Consider the following 24,144-nt stretch of genomic DNA (forward strand, 5'->3'; position numbering starts at 1 on the left):
ACCGAGATTAGTTCTCGGTTTTTTTGTTTTAAGTCTTTTAAATTGTAAAAATAATTAATGTATAAACACGAGTTAAGTGAAAATTCTATAATATTCAATTAATTAAGTTTAATACATAATACTTTTCAAACAATAGTGAGTTTTTTTATTGATTTAAGATCAAATTTTAATATATTTGATTTATCACTAAATTAAAAAAACTCGATAGATATGAAGATTAAGTATTTAAGTGCTGCTTTTTTCGCCGCAACCTCTATGCTGTATTCGCAGGAAATAAATGATACGATTTCAAAAGAAAAAAGAATAGATGAAGTCACCATCACAGGAAGCCGAAACAAGAAAAGAACAGTCATTGATACCCCCGTACCTATCGATATAATTGATATTAAACAAGTCAGTCAGTCCACAGGACAAGTCGAGGTTAATCAACTTTTACAGTTTGCCGCGCCCTCTTTTAATTCTAATAAACAATCCGGATCAGATGGAGCTGATGCTGTAGATCCTGCAACCTTAAGAGGTTTGGGACCCGATCAAACCTTACTTTTATTAAATGGAAAAAGATACCATCAATCATCTTTAATCAATCTTTTCGGAACAAAAGGAAGAGGAAATACAGGTTCGGATATGAACACCATTCCGATCGGAGCCATAAAAAGAGTGGAAGTTCTTCGTGATGGTGCTTCCGCACAATACGGTTCTGACGCCATTGCAGGCGTTATCAATGTCATTCTGAACGACCGCGACAAAGGTTTTGAAGGAAACGCTTTCTACGGGATGAATCTTTTTAAAAGCCCGGGAAACAAAGATGTCATGTCAGATCGTAAAATAGACGGAATTACGTTTGATTTTAATGGAAATTTAGGAACAAAAATAGGCTCAAAAGGCGGTTTCGGAAATTTTACTGTAGAATTTATCAATAAAGAACATTCTATCAGAAATGCCAATCCGGAATTTTACCAATCTCCAAGACAGCGTTTTGGCGATGCAAAATCTCAAAATATTTATTTCTTTGGAAACATAGAAGTTCCTTTGTCTGATAACCTGAAATTCTATTCCCGTCAAGGATTTTCTCACAGAGAAACAAATGCTTATGCATGGACGAGAACGGCAGATGCAGACGGAAATATTCCGGAAGTTTATCCAAATGGTTTTAATCCTATTCAAAATACAAGTATTACAGATTTTACATTTGATAATGGTTTAAAATTTAAAGTTGCCGAGTGGGATGTAGATTTCTACAACGCTTTTGGCAGTAACAGATTCACTTATCAGATAGACAATACCATTAATGCGACTTTAGGAGTGAATTCTCCGACAAGTTTCAACGCTGGCGGGCATTCACTTTTACAAAATACGACAGGTTTTAATGCTACAAAGCAGTTTGATGTTTTGGAAGGTTTAAATATTGCTTTCGGATCTGAATTCCGGTATGAAAAATTTAATGTCATTAAAGGACAAGAAGCTTCTTACGCGATGTATGACGTGAATGGAAACATTGTTACAACAGACACTCCACAAACCTCATTGGTTACCAATCCGTTAACGGGAGAAATAAGACCAGGCGGATCACAAGGATTCCCAGGATATTCTCAGGAAGTGAATAAAAACAGAAATAACTTTGCAGCTTATGTTGATACTGAATTAGATATCACAAAAAAATGGATGATCAGCTTAGCCGGAAGATTTGAAAATTACAGCGATTTCGGAAGCACGATTAACGGAAAATTTGCCACAAGATATGCCATTACCCCTCAACTTGCATTCAGAGCTTCTGCTTCTACGGGTTTTAGAGCACCATCATTGGCTCAGAAATATTATAGCCTGCAGTTTACTAATTTTCAGGGTGGCGATCTGGTAACCATTCAATTGGCATCGAACGACAGTGGTTTAACACAAGCTGTTGGAATTCCTCAATTAAAAGAAGAAAAATCGATTAATGGAAGTGCCGGATTTACTTTTAATGCAGGAAAGTTCACGGCTACAATTGATGGATATTACATTAGCATAAAAGATAGAATTGTTCTGACAGGAAATTTTGCTAAAGACGAACTCCCGATTGAAGCTCAGGTAGAATATCCTTACATAGACCAGGCTCAATTCTTTTCTAACGCTATTGACACCCGTACAAAAGGAGTTGATGTTATTTTAAATTATAATCAAAATATAGGTAACGGAAAGCTAACCGCCACTTTAGCCGGAAATTATAATGAAATGGAAATCACCAAGGTAAACACCTCTCCAAAATTGGCTGGCAAAGAAGAAACTTACTTAAGCCCGAGAGAAAGAGCTTTCATTCTGGCTTCTGCTCCGAAAACAAAGATTAATTTAAATTTAAATTATAAGATCAGTAAATTTAATGCAAATCTACAGGTCGTTAGGTTCGACAAAGTGACTCTGATCGGTTATAATGGTGCAGATGATTACCAAACTTATAACCCAAAAGTTACCACCGATTTATCTTTCGGATATGATTTTACTAAAAACCTTAGTTTGACAATTGGAAGTAAGAATTTATTCAACCGATACCCAACATTACAAAAGACTGCGGTTTCTGACGGAAATACCGAATCAGGCGGAATTTTCGATCCTGTACAAATGGGATTTGCAGGAAGACAGGCTTTTGCAAGATTTAATTTCAAATTTTAATATATATTTTTTAACAATAATGCTTCTGAAATTCAGAAGCATTATGTTTTTATTTTTTAGAGATTTTATAGAGTTTTCCGCTGTCTGTCACAGCATAAAGGCTTCCATCCGAACCATCCAAAACATCTCGGAATCTTTCATTCTGATCAGCCAAAAGACGCTCCTCTCCGACTACTTTATTATCTTTCATCACGATTCTGTTGATGTGTTCACCACTCAGACAACCGATGATTAAATTTCCTTTCCATTCATCAATATTTCCTGTATAAAACGTAACTCCGCTTGGTGAGATTACAGGATCCCAATAATAAACAGGTTGCTCGGTTCCTTGTTTTTGTGTTGTTCCATTATTTATTTTCGAACCTGAATATTCAATTCCATACGTTACATCTCCCCAACCGTAATTTTTTCCGGGTTTGATTAAATTGATTTCATCACCACCTCGCGGGCCCATTTCTACATCCCAAAGATTTCCGTTGGGATCAAGGGCCAATCCTTGTGGATTTCTTATTCCGTAAGCATAAATTTCAGGTTTAAACCCAGCTTTCCCGATGAAAGGATTTCCCGGAGCAGGTTTTCCATCCTTTGTTATTTTTAAAATTTTACCTAAATAATTATCTGTTTTCTGAGCATACACTCTTGTCTGTTTATCAGATCTTTCTCCTGTACTTACAAATAAATTACCGTCTTTATCAAAAGCTAATCTGCTTCCGTAATGCTTATCTCCGTCATAAGAAGGTTCAGCACGGAAAATAACTTTCACTTCTGAGATAGTTTTTAAATCTGATGAAAGTTTTCCTTTGGCAACAGAGGTTAAATTTCCCTCACCAAAAGGTTCTGAAAAACTAAAATAGATGATATTATTGGTTTTAAAATCAGGGTCGAGAGCAACATCAAGCATTCCGCCCTGCCCTTTTGAATCTACTTTTGGAAATCCCTCGATTTTAGAAATCTGTTTTCCGTCCGTTGAAACAACATTCATATAACCTCTTTTATCGGTAATTAAAAACTTGCCATCCGGCAAATTGATAATTCCCCAAGGTTTTCCTAGATCTTTATTTAATACTTCGACATTGTATGCGGTTGACGTTTTTACAGCTTTAATTCTTGTCTGCCCCGCAAATGCAGGTTTATAATCAGAATTTGGCTTTTCTGTTTCTACACTTCCGTCCTTACTCGCCTGTTGAGCATTAGCATTACTCTCCTTGCACGAAGAAAGTATTAAAAACAAACTCAAGGCCGGTACATAATATTGATTGAATTTCATAGTGTTGTGATTAGTGGTTATAAAAGAAATGGAAAAATAGTGCCATAAAAATTTGTGCAATTAAATTTTTATTCTACATTTGTAGAACTAAATACAACATTGTAGAATATGAATGAAATAAAATTAACCGATTCTGAAAAAGACCTCATGGAAATTCTTTGGGAAAAAGAAAAAGCATTCATGAAAGAAATTTTAGAGATATATCCTGAGCCTAAACCAGCTACAACAACGGTTGCTACTCTTTTGAAGAGAATGCAAAATAAAGATCTGGTAGGCTACAAATTATATGGAAATTCCCGTGAATACTATCCTAAAGTAGCCAAAGGGGAATATTTCAAGGAAGAAATGACTTCTATGATTGACCGTTTTTTCAATAGTTCAGTGACACAATTTGCCTCATTTTTTACAACAAACGCAGAATTGTCTCAAAAACAGCTGAAAGAACTTCGTGAAATTATTGATAAACAAATAGACGAATAAAATGATCCCGATTATTCTGAAAATAATTTTATGCTCTTCATTGCTTGTTGCTTTGTATTATTTGTTTTTGGAAAAAGAAAAAATGCATCAGTTCAACCGATTTTATTTAATTTTTTCACTGGTGCTTTCTTACGTTATTCCTTTTATAACCATCACCACAGAATTTCCAAAACTTAATAATAATCCTCAGCTAATCTTTGAAGAGACAGCACAGCAAATAACATTACTTCCAACGAAACAAGAAATTTTCAATTGGATGAATGTCACTTGGATAGTATACGGAATTGTAGCTTCTATCCTCCTTGTAAAAGCAATTATATCTGTTTTAAAAATAAAAAATCTAAAGGGAAAAGAAATTAATTATTTAGGACAAAAAATAATTATAACCAATCAAAACCTTTCTCCTTTTAGTTTTTGGAAAACAATTTATTTAGGCGAAAACTATCTGGTAAACAACGAAATAGACTCAAGAATTTTCTTACATGAAAAAAGCCATTTAGGGCAAAAACACAGCATTGATCTTTTACTAATTGAAATCTTGAAAATAATTACATGGTTTAATCCTGCTCTTTATTTCTACAAAAGAGCAATGGTGACCAATCATGAATTTTTAGCCGACGAATATGTACTGAAAAATAATTATAGTATTAAGGACTACCAAAATTTAATACTTCAAGAGATTATTTCAGGCCAACATTACAACCTTACGCATACTTTCAACTTTAATAACACCAAAAAACGATTTATTATGATGAACACTAAAAAAACAAAACTGTCCAGACTAAAAAAAATTGTAAGTATTCCGATATTGATTACCATTTTTGGATTATTTGTTCAAAAAACCTATGCAAATAATTCAAATTTAAATATAAAAAATAACGGCAGGGAAATACAAAATACAGCTCCTGTTGAACAGTCACAATTAAATAAAAAAGAAGAATTAAATACCAAAATAAGCGTAAAAGAAAACACAAATGATGAAAAAGTAATTTTAGATACCATCAGACCAAATAAGAAAACTGATGCAAAAATCAGCAAGAAGGAAAAGCAAAAATCAACAGAATATGAAAACGATCCACCTCCTCCACCTCCATCTGTTCCATATTCAAAAGATTTTGTAACTGCAGAATACCCTGGTGGAATTAATAGCTTTCGAACAAAACTGGCATCAAATTTTAACGGATCTGTCTTTGATGGGAAAAAAGGATTGATAAAATCAATTGTTTTACTAAACTTAGATGAAAACGGAAAAATCACGCAAATATCTGCAACAGGCGACAATACTGCTTTCAATAATGAACTTACAAGAGCAGCAACTGCAGCTAATAATGAAACTCTATGGAAACCTGCAACAAGAAATGGCAAACCTGAAGCTACAGTTTTCAAACTACCGGTTACAATGACTTTCGAATAAACAAAAAAGCGCTAAAATTTTAGCGCTTTTCTTATTTTCAATGTTATTTTTTAATAATCTTATGTTTAAGTGACATTCCGTCATCAAATATAATATTCAGAATATACAATCCTGATTGATATTCGCTGATATCAGCTTCATTTCCTTTGAAAACTCTTAGCAATCTCCCATCTGACGAATAAACTTCAGTAGCTTTTACTTTTTTAGTACTCGAAATTTTCACAACATCAACTACAGGATTAGGATAAATTTTAACGTCTGTGATTTTCACATCACTTGTACTTAAAACATTTTGCTTTTCTCCCTGAAAATAAACAGAAAGCGGAAAATCTCCCTGCTGTCCTACAAACTGTGCAGACGGAACACTAATTTGAAAAGTATAACTTCCCGCCTGCATATTTCCAAGCGGAATTTTTCTGATCGGAACGGCATCGCCCGGACACCAATTATTCCATGAAGTCCACCAAGAGGTAGATTGGACAGAAGAACCGTAAATTCCATTTCCTTGTGTGTTGTACTGGCGATATGGCTCGCAAGACTTTCCACCTGGCGTGTAATTATAAATAGGCTGATCATTAAGAGATATAAAATGCTGTCTTCTAATATATTCTTCCCCTCCGCTATTGGCTCCGTGATTGGATGTTATTAAATAAAAATTAGCATTATTCACAGGAGCATTTAATACAAAACTCAACATTCTGATCGTTTGTCCCGGGACATCTGTTGCACTGTAATTATTAAGACTTTTCGCAGCAGTCATAGGAAGAAGAAAATTATTGGTAGCCGGAATTGAAGAATCTGTCGTCGTCGTAAAACTTAATGATCCTTTAAAAGTATCAATACGTCCGGCACAACCCGAAACCTGTGTTTGTGCAGCATAAGGAACCCCTAAAACAACAAATTCTATCCAGAAATCATATTGCGACCTTAGAACAGGATCTTTAAGAATAGCCGCCACATTATCCATCTGAAATGTATAAGGAACAGAAGTCGGACTCACATTTTTATTCATAAAAGGAGTAATAAACCTCCCTAATTCTAATTTTGTAACCGAATTTGTATCATAATCAGCCGAACCTTTCGTTACTAAAGCAAGGTAAACATTGGCCAGACGGTCGTAATTATCACACAACGCACCAATGGTAATATTCATCGTAAGCTTATTTCCAAATGAATCTAATTGAGATTCCGTAAGCATTTTGGTATAGGAACTATTGCTTTGTCGAATCGCATCCGCAGGCAAAGGTTGATTGACAGTAGCCGCATACATGTCATAAAAGACAGCATCTTCATAAACAGAAATGACAGTTGGCGGAGGATCGGGAGTGAAGTATTTTTCAGCATGTAAAATATTACAAAGACCAATTAACACTAAAGAGAGTAATTTTAATTTCATATTAATATTTAAATTAGATTTAAAGCAAAGATAATTCAAATACAACAACAAAACACAGTCAATAAATCAATAAATATAATTTTACGTTCAATTAAATATAAAATATTTCATTTATCTTAATTAAATAAAAATATCCCGTCTCATTTATTAAATTATAATCGTAGAATCAGAGTTGAAATTTTATAAATATCTACAAATCAACTAAAAATCATAATCTTTTAAATTCGCACCACTTTTATTGAGACTAATAATATCTTTCGTATTTTTGTATATACACTAAATTTTCAATGAATTTTAATCTTCAATCAGAATATAAACCAACCGGCGACCAACCTACAGCCATTGAAAAACTTACCGAAGGAATCGAAATCGGTGAGAAATATCAGACTTTATTAGGAGTTACCGGTTCCGGGAAAACGTTTACCGTTGCCAATGTCGTTCAAAACGTACAAAGGCCAACGATCGTTATGGCTCACAATAAAACGTTGGCCGCACAGCTTTTCATGGAATTTAAAGAATTTTTTCCAGACAATGCCGTGGAATATTTTGTAAGTTATTACGACTACTATCAACCTGAAGCCTATATTGCAACAACCGGAACTTATATTGAAAAGGATCTGAGTATCAATGAAGAAGTTGAAAAATTACGACTTTCTGCCATTGCAAGCTTGCTTTCAGGAAGGCGAGATGTCTTGATTGTAGCTTCAGTATCCTGTATTTATGGTGTGGGAAATCCCGCGGAGTTTCATAAGTCTCTAATTTCTCTTGCAATTGGAGAAAAAATAACAAGAACATCACTTTTACATTCTTTAGTTAATGCTTTGTATTCTAGAACATTGGCAGACTTCCAGCGAGGTACATTCAGAGTAAAAGGAGATGTTATTGATGTCTTTCCTGCGTATGCGGATAATGCGGTAAGAATTCAGTTTTTTGGGGATGAAATTGAAAAAATTCAGAGTTTTGATCCAGTTTCAGGGAATGTTACGGCTAGTTTTGATCAAATTCAAATTTATCCTGCCAATCTTTTCGTGACATCAAAAGAAACCTTGAATGGAGCTATTAAATCGATTCAGGACGACATGGTAAAACAGGTTGATTTCTTTAGCGAAATAGGAAAACCTTTAGAAGCCAAAAGATTACAGGAAAGAACCGAACTCGATTTGGAAATGATCAAAGAATTAGGCTATTGTTCTGGTATTGAGAACTATTCTCGTTATCTGGACGGCAGACTTCCGGGATCAAGACCTTTCTGTTTACTGGATTATTTTCCTAAAGATTATTTAATGGTGATTGATGAAAGCCACGTTACCGTTCCACAGGTTCATGCAATGTATGGTGGCGACAGAAGCCGAAAAGAAGCGTTGGTAGAATACGGATTCCGACTTCCTGCAGCAATGGACAACAGGCCTTTGAAGTTTGAAGAATATGAATCTATTCAAAATCAAGTCATTTATGTTTCTGCAACTCCAGCCGATTATGAATTAGAGAAATCTGGTGGGACTTATATTGAACAAATTATTCGTCCAACTGGACTTTTAGATCCTGTTATTGAAGTAAGACCAAGTCAAAATCAGATTGATGATTTGATGGAGGAAATCCAGAAAAGAGCTGATCTTGATGAAAGGGTTCTAGTGACTACCTTAACCAAAAAAATGGCCGAGGAATTAACCAAATACTTCACAAAATTCGGTATCAGAACGAGATATATTCACTCAGATGTTGAAACGTTGGAACGTATTCAGATTATGCATGATTTACGTGTTGGGTTATTTGATGTTTTAATTGGAGTAAATTTATTGAGAGAAGGTTTAGATTTACCTGAAGTTTCTCTAGTTGCTATTCTAGATGCGGACAAAGAAGGAATGCTCAGAAGCAGAAGATCAATGATTCAGACGGTTGGTCGTGCGGCAAGAAACCTTAACGGTAAAGCTATTTTATATGCCGATAAAATGACAAAATCCATGCAGGCAACAATAGATGAAACTGAATATCGTCGTGCAAAACAAATACAATACAACACAGATCACAACAAGGTTCCAACAGCGTTAAATAAGAAAATATCTGAGAATTTAGTCGGCCGAAGCAAAGACTTCCCTGATGAAAAATACACTCAAAAACAGATCTTACAAAAAGTTGCCGAAGTAAAAGCAACTTATGCGAGCGAAGACGTTGAAAAAATGATTGTTCAGAAGCAAAAAGAAATGGAAGCTGCAGCTAAGAATCTTGATTTCATTAAAGCAGCCAAGCTGAGAGATGAAATTGCAGCATTAAAGGATTAATTTGATTTAAAATCTAAAAAATTTTCGGCGGCACCTTTGGTGCCGCCGAAACTTTATCCTAAAATTTATAAGTCTTATTTTTTAGCTTATCATAATTCACTGTTCCTCCTCGAAGTGGCGTCAGCAAATCCATCAAGCCATTTATTTTTATTTCATAAATCGTTGAAAGTTGCATTCCCAGTTTTCCCGGTGGCATTCCTTTGCTGTGAAACCATTCAAGATAACTTACTGGAAGATCTGCAAGAATCACCCCTTTATGCTTCCCAAAAGGCATCTTCATTACACAAATTTCTTTTAATATTTCGGGGTTTATTCCTTCTACCATTTTATTTTAAACTATTAGATCTATTTTATTTTCCAACTCATCATCTTTATCGGGCAATTGTAACTCCGGAGGAGTATCTTCATCAGAAAACTCATTTCTATATACCTGAATCAAAAGAAGCGTAAGAGAGATAAGAATAGGTCCGAAGATCAATCCCATAAATCCAAACAGATTCATTCCCATGATAATTCCGAAAACGGTATTCAGCGGGTGAATATCCTCTAATTTTTTAAGAAGGGTAAAACGCAATAAGTTATCCGTTAAACCTACTATTACCAAGCAATATGCAGCCAAACCAAGACCGTGCCCCGTATCTCCTTCTGCAATCATAAAAATACAGATCGGAATATAAACAATTGCAGCTCCTACAATCGGAATCATAGAACCCACTGCCGTCAATGCAAAAAGCAAAATCGGACTTGGCGCTCCAAAAATAAAGTAACCTATCATAGCAACTAAACCTTGTCCAAGAGCCACAACAGGAATCCCAATTGCGTTGGCCATGATCAGCTTTCTCATCTTTTCGCCTATCAAAGACACATTCGCTCTTTTCAAAGGGGCCGAAGCAGCAAGAATACGTTCAAAAAAACGAGGTGTACTCAACATAAAATAAAGAATAAAATACATGGACATGATAACGGTAAGTGTATTAAACGTTCCGCTAACAGCTTTCGTCGACACTTGACCGGCGGAGCTTTTCAGCTTAGCCATATTTTCTTTACTGAGAATATCAAAACCTGTTTTTGAAAAAATATAAGTATGTATTTTTTCCAGGAACACATTAAACTTAGTCATATAAGCCTGTGCGTTTCCTAATTTTTCAATTAAAAGATCGCCAATAAAATAGATTGGCAAAATAAGTATAATCAAACTTGCAAGCATCAGTACTAATGATGAAAGCCAAGGTTTCCATTTTTTTTCTTCCTGCAGATAGAAATTATACTTTCTGCAAAGAACATACAGGGTAATTGCCCCCAAAACCGAAGGTATAAAAAGAGCAAGGTTAAAACAGATCAATCCCGCTAACACCAATATGATAGCAAGTAACGAAACCTGCTTTATGACCACACTGCTTATTTGTTTATCTTTATTCAATATTTTATTTTTTAAACATGATTTGTCTCGGCTTTCCTAAGTAAGCACAATATGTAGAATACATTACAATCATAATAAATGGTGCTGTAATGATAATCCCGATACAACACAGTACAATTCCCGAAATACTGATCAATAATCCTAATAATGCCACTCCTAAAAACAGACCGTAATTTTCTTTTGCAATATTAAAAGTTTTGCTGATAGCATCCATTGCAGTTGCATTTTCAAACAAAAGAATCGGATATCCTAAAAGGAAAAGCGGAAATACAAAAAAGAATGGAATTCCACACATTGCAGCAGAAACGCCTAATATGATTGTTGTAACTAAGCTATACAACAAAATATTTCCTACATTCTGGCGATATCCAATAAACAGATCTGAAAATTCTATCGGATTCTTAGTATTAAACTTGTTCGCAATATAAATTAATCCAACATAAATAGGCGAAAGTAAAATTCCCAGAATACTCGAAAAAGAGTAGTATAATGAAAATCCCGGCTTTCTCCAATATTCGTAATTCGTATAATCACCACTATCAAGATCTCTAAAATCACTAAATCCACTCCAGGAATTAAATCCTGTAATAGATTGTAGGATAAAATCTCCTATAATATAGATAATCATTGAAACTAATGCATAAAGAAAAATCCCTTTATACATTTCAAAAGCGTGAGAAATAATGGATCCGGCCTCCTTAGTAGGAACAGAACCTTGTTGGTCAAACTCGTCGAATTCAGACATGGTTAAATTATTTTATGATTTTACCAAATTTAACTTTATTTTGATAAAAAAATAGTAAACAATTTAAAATTTAACTTTTCTCAGCAAAAACGGTCTTATAAAGAGCATAAATCATCGCATTCCAAAACGGAAATGTGAATAATCCTCCAACCAAAAACAGACCAAAGCCTAAATATTTAAAGAATGTCGCCACAATAACGCAGACAAATATTTCTAAAAAATACATTTTCAAGGCTTTAAAATTTAATGAAATCGCTTCAAAAATTCTTTTATCTGTAAAAAACATTAGCGGAGCAACGAAAATTGTAATGATAACCCAAACCACAGCAAGAATTATAGTTTGAACCGTAAAAAGATAAATGAAGAACCAAAAGATATAATATCCTATATATTTAAAGAAATTAAGCCCGTTGTATCCCGCAAACAAATCACCAAGAACAATTTTTTCTTTTAAATCCATCTTTTTGAAAATCTGAAAAAAACCAAGATTCAAAGGAAAAAGAAAAATGCTCATCGCAAAAATTCCAAACGTAAACTTTTGATAATTGTCCGTTTGTGTAAGTTCAGAAACTTTTGCCAAATATTCGCTTGTCCCAATTTTGAAAGCCTCCATGAATTCCTGATTCATCTCCCATATTCCATATTTAGAAGCAAAAAAGGCAAATGATGTAAAAAATATAGCAAAGTAAATGATGGAGAACATTAATTGAAAAATCAATGTTTTATTCCAGTAAAAAAAAGCCTGTTTTAGTATAAAGTCAATTCCCGGTTTCTGAGGATATTTGTTCTGCATTAAAAATATTTTGTGCAAAAGTAAACATCAATAAGTACTTTTGTCGAATGTTTTCAATGAATCATCAAAAATTTATGGAAATGGACGAACTTTCTCTCCAGAAAGTTCCCTATTTTTTTGTTATCGACTTCCTTTTGGATAATGTTGAAATTTATAAAGAAAATGAGATTGAAAAATCAGGTTTATTAGTTGATTTTCAATCGTTTTCAACTACAAAAACAACACACGAATTAGATAAAAAAATTGAATGGAAATCTTATCCTGAAACTTTAGAAAGTTTTAAATCAGGATTTGATAAAGTTCAGAAAAATATTCGTTTAGGAAATTCTTATCTGGTAAATTATACTAGAAAAACCAAAATTGAGACGAATTTAACACTCGAAGAAATTTTCTATCATTCAAATGCAAAATACAAGGTTTTTTATAAAGATTTTTTTGTATTTTTTTCTCCTGAAACTTTTGTGAAGATCATTGACGGAAAAATTCTCACTTATCCCATGAAAGGTACTATTGATGCGTCTTTAGAAAACGCAGCAGAAATCCTTAAGAACGATAAAAAAGAAAAAGCCGAGCATTACACCGTTGTAGATTTGCTTAGAAATGATCTTAGCATGGTGGCAGAAGATGTGAAAGTTGATAAATTTCAGCACATTGATTTCATCAAAACTCAGCAAAAAGATTTGTATGCCATGAGTTCAGAGATTTCAGGGAATTTAAAGCCTGAATTTGATGGAAAAGTAGGAAGTATCATGAAAAAACTGCTTCCGGCAGGATCTATTTTAGGAGCTCCAAAGCCAAAAACATTGGAAATAACCCTCGAAGCAGAAGGATATGACAGAGGTTATTATACCGGAGTTTGTGGCTGGTTTGATGGTGAAAATCTCGACAGCTGCATAATGATCCGTTTTATTGAAAAAGAAAATGGTACATTGTATTTCAAGAGCGGCGGCGGAATAACGCACATGAGTAAATTAGAAGACGAGTATCAGGAAATGAAAAATAAAATCTATGTCCCAATTCATTGAAAGTATTAAAGTAGAAGATCAGGAAGTTTTCTTGTTAGATCTTCATCAAAAGCGTGTTAATCAAACCTTTGCCCATTTTGGGAAAGAAGGCTCAATTGATTTGGCTAAAATTTTTAAACATCTGGAACATGATGAAGACGGAATGTACAAACTAAGAATTTCTTATGATTTGGACAAAAAAATCCGCACCCAAATGATCCCTTATGCAATTCCTGAAATACAAGATTTTCAATTAGTTGAGAACAATAGTTTCGATTATTCTTTCAAATTTGAAGACCGAAAAGAGCTGGAAAAAATGAAAATGAAATCCAAAGCTGAAGAAATAATTATTGTAAAAAATAATCATATCACAGATACTTCATTTTCAAATCTTTTATTCCAAAAAGGTAAAGATTGGTTCACTCCGACAACGTATCTTTTGAATGGTGTTCAAAGACAAAATCTTTTGAAGCAGAAGAAAATTAAAGAAACTGAGATCACTTTACAAAACATCAAGCAATTCTCACATTTTCAATTAATTAATGCAATGAATGACTTTGATGATATGTTCATTTACCCAATAGACCGAATTATCAATCTACCGGGTAATGAAGAATATTTGGATCTTTAATTCTCTTTCATGAAATTGAAATAAGCCTTTAAGACATCAGCACTATTTTTACCGTAAGTATTCACTTCCAGTATTTTAGGCTGTGCATCAGGCTTGAAGAAATTATCTAAAACCCTGTCAAGCGTTGGCTCATCTTCCACTCTTGTGTAAGAAAATCCGAAATGCTTGGCAAGATGCTCAGCGTTTTTCTTGTGTTTTGTAGCGATAAATTCCTCTAAAGTATTCGGGTTGGCATTTCCAGGTCCCGGAATAATTTTAAAGATATTTCCCTCTCCGTTATTGAAGATCATAATTCTTACAAAAGGCGGAATGTATTGATTCCAAAGCCCGTTGATGTCATAGAAGAAACTTAAATCTCCCGTAATCAATAAAGTTGGATTAGCATTTTTAATCGCAAATCCCATTGCTGTAGATGTAGAGCCGTCGATTCCGCTTGTTCCTCTATTGCAATAGATTTTTCTCTTTCCAAAATCAAAAAGCTGTGCATATCTGATCGCCGAACTATTGCTGACATGAATATTATAGTTTTCAGGAACAGTCTGTGAAGCTTTATTAAAGAAATAAAAATCAGAGAATTCCACCATATTTAGAAATTTAAGGTGTTTTGCATCTTTTTTATCTCTTAAAACATCCCAAAGATTAAAATAGGGTTTTGGCTCTAGATTAATGAATTTCAACAATTTAGAAAAGAACAATTCAGGTTTGATTTCTATTTTCTCCGTTAAAGAAAAATAAGTATCCGGCTGCCAAACTTCATCCAAATGCCAATGCTGTTTTGGGCGGGCACTTCTTAAAAACTGTTTTACTTTTTTGGAAACAACATTCTGCCCGATCGTTATTAACAGATCCGGAGCATATGTTTTGTAATCTTCTTCCGTGAAGTTGTAAATATATCGATCAATATGTTTGAAAAATTTTTCGTGATGCAAATTAGAATTCACTTCACTTAAAACCACAACAGAATGATTTTTAACCAATTGAGAAAGCTGATTTTCCAATTCAGGGCTATAATCTCTTGTTCCTACCAAAAGAAGAATTCTTTGTGAAGTATTCCAGTCTGCTACTAAATTGGAAGGAATGTCGTATTCTTTATGCTTAATTGTTTTCTCAACCGTAGGAAAAGTCGGAAGTTCAGAAACCAATTCATACAAAGGCTCTTCCAACGGAATATTAATGTGAACCGGACCTTGTTTTTCAAAACAAAGCTCGATCGCTTTTTTAATAATGTCAAAATTAATTTCTTCCGCGTTTTCCTTACTGTCTTCTAAAAGCTGGAAATCGCCATAAGAATGCTGATGAAAAATATTATTCTGTCTAATCGTCTGTCCATCAAAAATATCCACATAATCTGTTGGCCTGTCCGCACTTAAAATCAAAAGAGGAACATTCTGATAAAATGCTTCTGTAACGGCAGGGTAATAATTCGCCACCGCAGAACCACTTGTACAGGTAATTGCAACAGGCCTTTTTTCGCTTTTCGCCATCCCAATTCCTACAAAAGCGGCACTTCTTTCATCCACAATACTGAAACAATTAAAGCCATCCACTTCCGAAAAATGAATCGCTAACGGAGCATTTCTGGACCCCGGTGAAATAACAATATCTAAAATTCCGTACTGCTGAAGAAGATGCGCAAGTATTTGGATACTTCTCTTAGAAGAATATTTTTTCATAAGTACAAATTTAACTTATAAATCCTTAATTCTAAAAAAATTTAATTCAAAAAAGATGTAATTTTGCACCACGTTAAATTTCTAAAAATGGATAAAATACCTAGTGTAGACCTGCGTGATTTCCTTTCGGGTGACCCGGAACGCAAACAGAAATTTGTAAATGAAATCGGAAAAGCTTACGAAGAAATTGGTTTTGTAGCCTTAAAAGGGCACTTTCTTAATGACCAATTAGTAGAAGATCTGTATGGCGAAGTGAAAAACTTTTTTGAACTTCCCACAGAAACAAAACAACAGTATGAAATTCCAGGAATCGGTGGCCAGAGAGGCTATGTCGGATTCGGTAAAGAAACTGCAAAAGGTTTCAAAAAAGGAGACTTGAAAGAGTTTTGGCATTTCGGACAATATGTGTCTGATGATTCAAAATACAAGAAAGAATATCCTGACAATGTGATCGTTGAGGAGCTTCCAAAATTCAATGAAGTTGGTAAAGAAACTTACCAAATGCTTGAAAAAACTGGTAAATCTGTTTTACAAGCGTTGGCTTTGTATCTTGGATTGGATGAGTTTTATTTTGACGACAAAATCGCGGAAGGAAACTCTATTTTGAGACCAATTCACTATCCGCCAATCACTCAGGAGCCTGATGATGCGGTAAGAGCAGCAGCTCACGGAGACATCAACCTGATTACTCTTTTGATGGGATCTCAGGGAAAAGGACTTCAAGTTCAAAACCATAACGGTGATTGGATTGATGCGATTGCGGAACCGGACGAATTGGTAATCAACGTTGGAGATATGTTATCAAGACATACCAACAATAAGTTGAAATCTACGATTCACAGAGTGGTAAATCCGCCAAGAGAATTGTGGGGAACTTCAAGATACTCAATCCCTTTCTTTATGCATCCCGTAAGCGGAATGTCATTAAACGCTCTTGAAAACTGTGTTGACGAAGACCATCCTAAGTTATATGAAGATACAACAGCAGGAGAATTTTTACATGAAAGATTAATTGAATTAGGTTTAATAAAAAAATAACTACCACACTGTATTTAGTTAATGATTTTTTAATTATCTTTACTTTAATATCAAATTTTTAATTAAAACAATATGAAAAATTTAAAAAAACTAAGTAAAGGCCAATTAAAAAGTATTGCTGGAGCAGGAGGAATTAAACTTCCAGAACCTGAATTTTGCATGTATTACTGCAACGGAGTTGTGATTTGCGCAACGTGTAGTGATAAATTTACATGTCCAGATGATTCAATGTAATTGAAATTCAAAAAGATTTATAAGAAAGCCGTTCCTTTTGGAGCGGTTTTTTGTTTTGATTATTTAAACACTAATAGCACAAATATTTTCCACTAATAAAACACAAACATCTGTGAAAATCCGTGTAATCTGTGGGATAAAAAAAATCAATCAAACAATCTCAATTGCTGATCCTTTGCGCCCGTGAAATTGGCGGTTGTCAATTTTGGAAATTCTTTACCTTCAAAAAACTTCTTTCTTCCTATTTTAAAGGTATTATGAATCATTTCTGCAATATTTCCATCACCCCTTTGTCGGTCAAAATATCTTTTTTCGCCTAATTTTCCACCTCGCATGGAACGAATTAGATTTAAAACTTTCTGCGCTCTGTCTGGAAACTGCGTTTCAATCCATTTAACAAAAACAGGTTCAACCGTATCATTTAATCTCACCAAAGTATAGCCAAAACTTTGAGCACCGGCTTCTGAAATTGATTTTAAAATATTCAAAGGTTCATCGCTATTCAATCCCGGAATAATTGGCGCAACCATTACATGTATGGGAATTTTATTTTCAGAAAGAACCTCAATAGCTTTTAATTTATTCTTGGAAGAACTCGTTCTCGGCTCCATTTTTCTTCGTAAATCTTCATTGATTGTAGGAATACTTAAAGAAACGGAAACCAAATTTTGTTCTGCAAGCGGTTTTAGAATATCCAAATCCCTCAAAACCATCGCATTTTTTGTCAGAACATTGACAGGATGTCTGTAATCAAGACAAACTTGCAGCAACTTTCTAGTAATTTCAAATTGTCGTTCTGCAGGCTGATAACAATCTGTGTTTCCTGAAAGTAAAATTGGCGCAGGTTGATAGCCTCTTTTCTGAAAAAATTTCTCTAATAATTCTGGAGCATTTTTCTTGACCATTATCTTTCTTTCAAAATCAATTCCAGCGCTGTAGCCCCAATATTCATGAGTTGGTCTGGCGAAACAATAGGAACATCCGTGTTCACAGCCTTGGTAAGGATTCATCGAATATTCCATCGGAAGATCTTCGCTTTTCACCTGATTCACAATTGTTTTCGGGAAAATTTCCGTGAAGGTTGTTCTTACAGATTCAAAATCTTCATCATCTGGTTCATAGGTGTATCGGTCGAAACGATTGATAACATTTCGCTGAGCGCCCTGACCTTTTATGATATTTTCGTTCTGCATTTTCTGATGTAAATGTAAAATGGAATGGCTTAAAAATAATTAGTTTTAACACTAAAGTTTTCCACAAAAAAAACCAACACTTAAAAAAAGCGTTGGATATCAAAAAACATAATTTATATATTTTTACTACTTCAATGCGTAAAATTCTACTCCGTGATACTCGTCCTCATGATCTTTAGAATCAAAGTGTCTGTGATGGTCTGAGTAAGAATCACTGTATTTTTTATTTTTTTTATCTAATACTTTTTTTATGCCTATAAAACTTAATACTGCCAAAAGCCCAACACCTCCTGCTAGTAAAACTCCGACTTCTTTTTTCATATTTTGTCCGATTTATTACTGACGATATTGCAAAAAGTGTACCTATTTTATTTTTTTCAATTATAAATTTTGTTAACATTCAACTTCTTTTTTAATCAAAATATAATTCTACAGTCTTCCTTTTTTCGTAAATTAATGGTTTAATTATTGTATTAATAAAGAAAAATAATATTATGGATAGCGCAGACAACATGGATCAAATGACGACCTTAAGCCAAGTGATGACAAGGCTCTCTGAGAGAGGAATACACAGGGAATTCAGAATGAATGACAGTTGTGAAATGAAGCTTGATAATTCTGAACAAAACTATCAACCTGCCGATTTAACCATCTTAAAAACATACCGTTTTGAGGGTGACAGTAATCCTGACGATAATGCTGTTTTATATGTTCTAAAAGACGCAGCCGGAAACCGAGGAATGATCATAGATTCTTACGGCGCAGACAGCAATTATCCCGGAGAAAAGTTTGATGAATTTTTGAGAGATATTCCGGTTCAGGAAAGTGAAGAATTTAATTTTTAAATATATATTAAACCCGAAATTATTCAGTTTCGGGTTTTTCTTTTTTCTTAAAGACATTCTTTAGAAAACCTTTCTTTTCCTTTTTCTCTTCCGTTGGTTTTGGCTCTTCTTTTTTAGTTCCGGAGCCTTTTATATCCTGTTTTAATTCTTTCACAGATTTTTTCATTTCCTTTACAGAAGCAACTGCGTTTTTTACCGTTTTCTCTGTTTTGTCAACGTTTATTCCGATCAGCGTTTTCTTCAAACCTTGTTCAATCCCTTTCCAGAAGAGATTAAAGAATGATTTTGTAGGATCTCTTTCTACATCTTTCACATCCACAGACTGAGGAAGATTTCCGGAATCCGAACGCACAACAAGATTGGCAATTGCCGTTAAAACTCCTTTTTTCTGTTGATTATCTTTATTTAAAACAGCGATTTTTAAATCTTTATGTTTCAAATTAAAAGCTCCATTTAAACCTCTTGGATTTCCTCTGAAATTAAAAAGCATTTCCTGAATCGTCCCTTGAGTCGCCATCACATGAAGATATGGTTTGATAAAAGGATTAATTCCATTCGCGGGAAGATTGGCTGCTCTGCCCGAAATCGTGAAGACATCGTTCTGATTAGCAACATCAAACCCCCAATTTACAGACAACGGAGCAAGATTCATAAACGAACAATTGATTTTAATATCAACTTTGGTTGGTTTTCCTTTTGTTTTGGCTGAGTTTAAATTTTTAACATTCATATTAAAATTGGCGAATGTCAATTTCCCTGGTCCAGCACTTTCCGGTGTATCTTCTTCGTATACTAGAATTGAGTTTTTTAGATCTAAATTATTAACATAAAGCGGAATCTTAATCGAACGCAACAATCTGGAATACAAAGGTTTTTCTTTCGGATCATCATTCGGAATTTTACTTCTGAAAATATTAGCATCCGCAGATTGGATCACAACATTGGAAGCATTGATGAATTTATTTTGAGAAAATAAGTCCCAATTTCCTTCTGCTGTTATCTGATTGGCCTTCAAATCATACAAATCTCTCTCAACAGGTATCATTTTGATAAACTGACCTCTCGAAATGAGAGGTTTCATCGCAAATTGGGTGATCTGAACTTTGTTTTTATTTAATTTTAAAAGTCCGACACTCATGTTGTAAAACTTTGTTTTGTAGGCAAAATTCTTGGTGGTCAGAAAATAATCTTTTGCTTTAAAAGTATGTCCTAAATTATTAGGTTTAGACTTAATTTCAATCTCATTAATCGTTGCATTCAAATCATTAAAAACAAGCGGTTCATTTCCTTTGTCGTAAGTAATATTAGAATTTTTAAACGAGAATTTCCGTATAAGAATTGAATTTACTTTATTCTCTTTCGGAGCTTTCTTTGTGTTATTTTCTCCCGCAACGATGATTCCGTTTACATTATCAACCAGAACGTCTTTTATATCAAGATTTAATTTTTTATCTATAAATTCTAACTTATTGATATTAAAAGCTGCAAGATTTGCCTTTAAAGTCATCGATCGCCTTCCCGGATCTAATGGATTTGGAGTGACAGAAATATTTCTCATCTCTCCACTTTTAGAATTTAAAGCAACACTTCCGACAACATAATTCTGATGATTTGAGTATAAAATATCTTTTCCAGAGAACTGAAAACTCTTGTATCCGACGGGAATTACCTCTTCCCTTGTATCCTTATCAAACTTTAATTGATTGATATCTAAATTAAGGTTTTTTGCAGATAAAAGATTGCTTCCATCAGGTTTTACAACATTTACGGTCGCATTATTTAATTTTATATCTTCAAGATTAAGCTCGAAATTAAGCGGTTTTTCAACTTTAACAGGAACAGCGTTGATTGTATAAACTAAAAGTTTAGGATTCTGAAAATCCGCATTCGCCAGAGAAACAGCATTGCTTTTTAAAACAATATCCTTGAAATTCATTTTTTGAATATCAAACTGAAAAAGTTTCGTTTTTTTAGGATAAAACCTTTTAAACTGATTAATCGTCAACAACGGAATCAGTCTGAAATTCTCTATAGCTACTTGCCTGTTAGTTGTTGTTATTTTATTTATTTTTAAAGCATAAACATTATCCGGACGGAAGAAAAAATTCTCTCCTTTAATGTGGTATTTATCAAAAACAACAGGTAATTTATTTTCTACAGATTCTTCTGTCATCTGTAAATTTTCAACAAAAAGATCAAGCTTTTGAACAGATAAGAATTTTTGTTTTGTATCTCTGAAAACATTAATGGTTCCATTATTAATCCTGATATTTTCAAACAATACAGGATTCTTTTTTTTACCAGTTTTTTTATCAGCCGGTTTTGCTAGAATAATGTTCAAATTAGGGCTTCCTAATAACAAATCGGATGAACTTATTTGCTTATTAAAAATAGCATCGTAAATCCCGAAACGATCGATTTTCAACGTATCAATCGTTCCTTGAAGACCTATAACATCCGTATTCTGCGGATCTTTACTATTAACTGTAATTCCGGTCGAAAGAATATTTCCAGTCCCAAGGTCTACGTCCAATGTTTTATAGGAAACCTTATAATCCGTATTTTTTTTGATATAATTAGGAAGTTGGGTTTTAAGCCAAAAATTTAAGCCGAAGTTTCCCAGCAAGAAAATCACCATCAAAACCCCGAGGCTAATTAGTAACTTTTTAACCCATTTTTTCATTTTTGCGATTTAATTTAATTATATCTAAATACGTGCCTAATTTTTTACACCAAATTCAATAACATAACCTTCATGTCCTCTTACATTCATAAAATCTCCACCTTCAAAGCTTAAATACTGTCCTTTAATTCCAACTAATTTCCCAGTAAACTCAGGTTTTTTGTCTAAAGTAAATGAAGTTACTTTTTCAGGTTTTTCGAAAGGATAATCGAATTTCCATAAATTTTCACCTTCGCTGTAGAATTTTTGGAAATCTTCAGGAAAATATTCTTTTATTTTTTGTTGAAAATCGGCAAGATCTATTTCTCCCTCAAAATCATCCTGAAGCATTTTTCTCCAATTTGTTTTATCCGGCAGATGATCTTTTAAAGCAACTTCTATCATTCCAGCTTCGTAGCGATTTTCTGTTCTGGCAATCGGCAGCGCAAAAGTTGCTCCCTGATCGATCCATCTTGTAGGAATTTGCGTGTTTCTTGTAACACCCACTTTCACATCGCCTGTGTACGCCAGATAAACCGTGTGTGGTTGAAGCTGAATTTGCTTTTCCACTTCCAAATCACGTTCTCCAACGCCAAGATGTGCTGTGGAAAGTTCCGGACGAATGATTGTATCACTGGCATAAGGACTTTCAAAAAAGCAACTTTTGCAAAATCCCATTCTGTAAATAGGCTTATTTTTTCCACAATTCACACATTGGAATCCTGTATGCTTTATCGTCAATTCTTTTCCAAACAATTCATTCATGTGAATAAGGTCACCCGAAAGGTTAAGATAATACTGAATTGGCTGAGCATCGAAACTCGTCATCTTTAAAATTTGCCCTTGAAACTGCATATTAATTTTATATTACTTTATTAAGTAAATTTAATGATTATATTTTTCCCAAAGGAAATTTATATTTTTGTACTCATAAAAAAACATTGATGATATATCTTGTAACAGGAGGAAGCGGATTTATTGGTTCTCATTTAATAGAAAAATTATTGAAAGAAGGACATTCTGTCATAAACATTGACAATTTTGATAATTTCTATGATTATCAGATAAAAATTAAAAATACATTAGAATCAATCGCTAATTTTTCTGATTTTACCTTTTCTGATAAAGAAACTGATATTAAAAAATTAATTTCCCTTTCAAAATCAAACAATTACACGTTATACTATCAGGATATCCGGGATAAAAACGGTCTTGAAGAAATATTTAAAAATCATAAGATCGATTTGATCATCCACCTAGCCGCACTTGCCGGAGTTCGTCCTTCTATTGAAAGACCTTTAGAATACGAAGAAGTAAATGTTCGCGGAACAATGAACCTTTGGGAACTGTGTAAAGAATTCAATATTAAAAAATTCGTTTGTGCCTCTTCATCAAGCGTTTACGGAAACAATGAAAAAATTCCTTTTGCAGAAACAGACAATGTAGATAATCCTATTTCACCATATGCTGCAACAAAAAAATGTGGGGAAATTTTAGGTCATGTTTATCATCAATTATACAATATTGACATGATTCAACTAAGGTTCTTCACGGTTTACGGACCAAGACAAAGACCTGATCTTGCGATACATAAATTCACAAAATTAATCTCTGAAAATCAGGAAATCCCATTCTACGGCGATGGAAACACCGCAAGAGATTACACTTACGTTGATGATATTATTGACGGAATTACTAAATCTATCAGCTATCTGGAAAATCATTCAAAAATATACGAGATCATTAATCTTGGAGAAAGTCAGGTAATTAATCTTAATGAAATGCTTTCCACCATTGAACAGGCTCTCGGAAAAACTGCCATCAAAAAAATTCTGCCAATGCAGCCCGGAGATGTGCAAAAAACCAATGCTGATATAGGAAAAGCCAAGACATTAATCGATTACAAACCAACTACAGACTTCCAAAATGGCATAAAAAAATTTGTGGAATGGTTTTTGAGAAAATGACATCGAACAAGTTGCTGACATAGCTGTAATACAGTCTGTGACGTGCAATGAGTAAAAAATTAATAAAAAGAATTGAAAATCAAGTATAAAAAAGCGTATAATATAAGCTAATTTTATACTTTTGCAAAAAAAATAGAATATTATGTACTGGACATTAGAATTAGCCTCATATCTAAGTGACGCACCTTGGCCAATGACAAAGGCTGAGCTTATTGATTATGCAATCAGAACTGGTGCACCAATGGAAGTAACGGAAAACCTTCAGGCTATTGAAGACGAAGGGGAAATGTACGAAGCCATCGACGAGATCTGGCCAGACTATCCTACGGACGAAGATTATCTTTGGAACGAAGACGAATATTAAATAAGGCATGAGCTTTAGGCAATAGGCTTAAAGCTTATTTCCCTTTTTATAATATCAATTTTTGCGCAGTAAGCGTATTTAGTAAAACGCTTA

At 33.8% G+C, this 24,144-nt stretch carries 22 protein-coding genes; 11 read left to right on the forward strand and 11 right to left on the reverse strand.

Features of this window, described 5'->3' with window-relative positions; translation table 11 throughout:
• Positions 1 to 210: 210 nt before the first annotated feature.
• A complete protein-coding gene (locus AC1Q7L_RS07135; protein WP_492304873.1) occupies positions 211 to 2,646 on the forward strand; it encodes a TonB-dependent receptor plug domain-containing protein in 2,436 nt (811 codons plus the stop codon).
• A 49-nt stretch (positions 2,647 to 2,695) separates the two neighbouring features.
• Here AC1Q7L_RS07135 and AC1Q7L_RS07140 read toward each other — a convergent pair whose 3' ends face one another.
• Positions 2,696 to 3,913: a PQQ-dependent sugar dehydrogenase gene (locus tag AC1Q7L_RS07140; protein ID WP_492304874.1), complete on the reverse strand. Its 1,218-nt coding sequence runs from the start codon at positions 3,911 to 3,913 to the stop codon at positions 2,696 to 2,698.
• A 108-nt stretch (positions 3,914 to 4,021) separates the two neighbouring features.
• Here AC1Q7L_RS07140 and AC1Q7L_RS07145 point away from each other — a divergent pair, with 108 nt between their 5' ends.
• Positions 4,022 to 4,393: a BlaI/MecI/CopY family transcriptional regulator gene (locus AC1Q7L_RS07145; RefSeq protein ID WP_410691904.1), complete on the forward strand. Its 372-nt coding sequence runs from the start codon at positions 4,022 to 4,024 to the stop codon at positions 4,391 to 4,393.
• Between the two features lies 1 nt (position 4,394).
• On the forward strand, positions 4,395 to 5,807 hold the full coding sequence (locus tag AC1Q7L_RS07150) for a M56 family metallopeptidase (protein ID WP_492304875.1): 1,413 nt from the start codon (positions 4,395 to 4,397) through the stop codon (positions 5,805 to 5,807).
• A 43-nt stretch (positions 5,808 to 5,850) separates the two neighbouring features.
• Here AC1Q7L_RS07150 and AC1Q7L_RS07155 read toward each other — a convergent pair whose 3' ends face one another.
• On the reverse strand, positions 5,851 to 7,203 hold the full coding sequence (locus tag AC1Q7L_RS07155) for a peptide-N-glycosidase F-related protein (RefSeq protein WP_492304876.1): 1,353 nt from the start codon (positions 7,201 to 7,203) through the stop codon (positions 5,851 to 5,853).
• Between the two features lie 287 nt (positions 7,204 to 7,490).
• Between AC1Q7L_RS07155 and uvrB the strand changes: the two genes are divergently transcribed.
• Positions 7,491 to 9,482 (forward strand): excinuclease ABC subunit UvrB, encoded by a 1,992-nt coding sequence (gene uvrB, locus AC1Q7L_RS07160; protein WP_492304877.1) that lies wholly within the window; start codon positions 7,491 to 7,493, stop codon positions 9,480 to 9,482.
• Between the two features lie 58 nt (positions 9,483 to 9,540).
• Here uvrB and AC1Q7L_RS07165 read toward each other — a convergent pair whose 3' ends face one another.
• From AC1Q7L_RS07165 to AC1Q7L_RS07180, 4 genes are all read right to left on the reverse strand, one after another.
• Entirely contained in the window at positions 9,541 to 9,795 is a 255-nt protein-coding gene (locus AC1Q7L_RS07165) for a DUF3820 family protein (RefSeq protein WP_054512893.1), read from the reverse strand.
• Positions 9,796 to 9,813: 18 nt separating this feature from the next.
• Positions 9,814 to 10,905, reverse strand: coding sequence for an AI-2E family transporter (locus AC1Q7L_RS07170; protein ID WP_492305345.1), 1,092 nt, complete (start codon positions 10,903 to 10,905; stop codon positions 9,814 to 9,816).
• Position 10,906: 1 nt separating this feature from the next.
• Positions 10,907 to 11,647: a beta-carotene 15,15'-monooxygenase gene (locus AC1Q7L_RS07175; RefSeq protein WP_492304878.1), complete on the reverse strand. Its 741-nt coding sequence runs from the start codon at positions 11,645 to 11,647 to the stop codon at positions 10,907 to 10,909.
• A 70-nt stretch (positions 11,648 to 11,717) separates the two neighbouring features.
• Positions 11,718 to 12,440 (reverse strand): hypothetical protein, encoded by a 723-nt coding sequence (locus AC1Q7L_RS07180; RefSeq protein WP_492304879.1) that lies wholly within the window; start codon positions 12,438 to 12,440, stop codon positions 11,718 to 11,720.
• Positions 12,441 to 12,487: 47 nt separating this feature from the next.
• Here AC1Q7L_RS07180 and AC1Q7L_RS07185 point away from each other — a divergent pair, with 47 nt between their 5' ends.
• Both AC1Q7L_RS07185 and AC1Q7L_RS07190 read left to right on the forward strand, forming a co-directional pair.
• A complete protein-coding gene (locus tag AC1Q7L_RS07185) occupies positions 12,488 to 13,465 on the forward strand; it encodes an aminodeoxychorismate synthase component I (protein WP_492304880.1) in 978 nt (325 codons plus the stop codon).
• On the forward strand, positions 13,449 to 14,075 hold the full coding sequence (locus AC1Q7L_RS07190; RefSeq protein WP_072409146.1) for an aminotransferase class IV: 627 nt from the start codon (positions 13,449 to 13,451) through the stop codon (positions 14,073 to 14,075). Before AC1Q7L_RS07185 ends, AC1Q7L_RS07190 begins: the two co-directional genes overlap by 17 nt.
• On the opposite strand, the gene menD is transcribed toward AC1Q7L_RS07190, so the two are convergent.
• Positions 14,072 to 15,748 carry a 2-succinyl-5-enolpyruvyl-6-hydroxy-3-cyclohexene-1-carboxylic-acid synthase gene (menD, locus tag AC1Q7L_RS07195; protein ID WP_492304881.1) on the reverse strand — a complete coding sequence of 559 codons (1,677 nt, stop codon included), beginning with the start codon at positions 15,746 to 15,748 and terminating at the stop codon, positions 14,072 to 14,074. The genes AC1Q7L_RS07190 and menD overlap by 4 nt on opposite strands.
• 87 nt (positions 15,749 to 15,835) lie before the next feature.
• Between menD and AC1Q7L_RS07200 the strand changes: the two genes are divergently transcribed.
• Together AC1Q7L_RS07200 and AC1Q7L_RS07205 are read left to right on the forward strand one after the other, a co-directional pair.
• Complete coding sequence (locus AC1Q7L_RS07200; RefSeq protein WP_492304882.1) at positions 15,836 to 16,786, forward strand: isopenicillin N synthase family dioxygenase; 951 nt, start codon at positions 15,836 to 15,838, stop codon at positions 16,784 to 16,786.
• A gap of 72 nt (positions 16,787 to 16,858) precedes the next feature.
• The gene (locus AC1Q7L_RS07205) at positions 16,859 to 17,020 is read left to right on the forward strand and encodes a bacteriocin-like protein (RefSeq protein ID WP_410691893.1); all 162 of its coding nucleotides are present in this window, start codon (positions 16,859 to 16,861) and stop codon (positions 17,018 to 17,020) included.
• A 146-nt stretch (positions 17,021 to 17,166) separates the two neighbouring features.
• Here AC1Q7L_RS07205 and AC1Q7L_RS07210 read toward each other — a convergent pair whose 3' ends face one another.
• Both AC1Q7L_RS07210 and AC1Q7L_RS07215 read right to left on the reverse strand, forming a co-directional pair.
• Complete coding sequence (locus AC1Q7L_RS07210; protein ID WP_492304883.1) at positions 17,167 to 18,213, reverse strand: PA0069 family radical SAM protein; 1,047 nt, start codon at positions 18,211 to 18,213, stop codon at positions 17,167 to 17,169.
• Positions 18,214 to 18,339: 126 nt separating this feature from the next.
• The gene (locus AC1Q7L_RS07215; RefSeq protein WP_492304884.1) at positions 18,340 to 18,534 is read right to left on the reverse strand and encodes a hypothetical protein; all 195 of its coding nucleotides are present in this window, start codon (positions 18,532 to 18,534) and stop codon (positions 18,340 to 18,342) included.
• A gap of 173 nt (positions 18,535 to 18,707) precedes the next feature.
• On the opposite strand from AC1Q7L_RS07215, the gene AC1Q7L_RS07220 reads away from it, so the two are divergent.
• Positions 18,708 to 19,058 carry a hypothetical protein gene (locus AC1Q7L_RS07220; RefSeq protein ID WP_066754205.1) on the forward strand — a complete coding sequence of 117 codons (351 nt, stop codon included), beginning with the start codon at positions 18,708 to 18,710 and terminating at the stop codon, positions 19,056 to 19,058.
• 19 nt (positions 19,059 to 19,077) lie between these two features.
• Here the strand turns inward: AC1Q7L_RS07220 and AC1Q7L_RS07225 are convergent, their stop codons facing one another.
• Together AC1Q7L_RS07225 and AC1Q7L_RS07230 are read right to left on the reverse strand one after the other, a co-directional pair.
• Positions 19,078 to 21,741 carry a hypothetical protein gene (locus AC1Q7L_RS07225; RefSeq protein WP_492304885.1) on the reverse strand — a complete coding sequence of 888 codons (2,664 nt, stop codon included), beginning with the start codon at positions 21,739 to 21,741 and terminating at the stop codon, positions 19,078 to 19,080.
• 36 nt (positions 21,742 to 21,777) lie between these two features.
• On the reverse strand, positions 21,778 to 22,575 hold the full coding sequence (locus tag AC1Q7L_RS07230) for a DUF2797 domain-containing protein (protein ID WP_492304886.1): 798 nt from the start codon (positions 22,573 to 22,575) through the stop codon (positions 21,778 to 21,780).
• 89 nt (positions 22,576 to 22,664) lie between these two features.
• Here AC1Q7L_RS07230 and AC1Q7L_RS07235 point away from each other — a divergent pair, with 89 nt between their 5' ends.
• Together AC1Q7L_RS07235 and AC1Q7L_RS07240 are read left to right on the forward strand one after the other, a co-directional pair.
• Positions 22,665 to 23,687 (forward strand): GDP-mannose 4,6-dehydratase, encoded by a 1,023-nt coding sequence (locus AC1Q7L_RS07235; protein WP_492304887.1) that lies wholly within the window; start codon positions 22,665 to 22,667, stop codon positions 23,685 to 23,687.
• A gap of 142 nt (positions 23,688 to 23,829) precedes the next feature.
• Positions 23,830 to 24,051 (forward strand): DUF2795 domain-containing protein, encoded by a 222-nt coding sequence (locus tag AC1Q7L_RS07240; RefSeq protein ID WP_034756280.1) that lies wholly within the window; start codon positions 23,830 to 23,832, stop codon positions 24,049 to 24,051.
• The last annotated feature ends 93 nt before the right edge of the window (positions 24,052 to 24,144 follow it).

Source organism: Chryseobacterium sp. GW823-FHT05E08, from assembly GCF_058795655.1.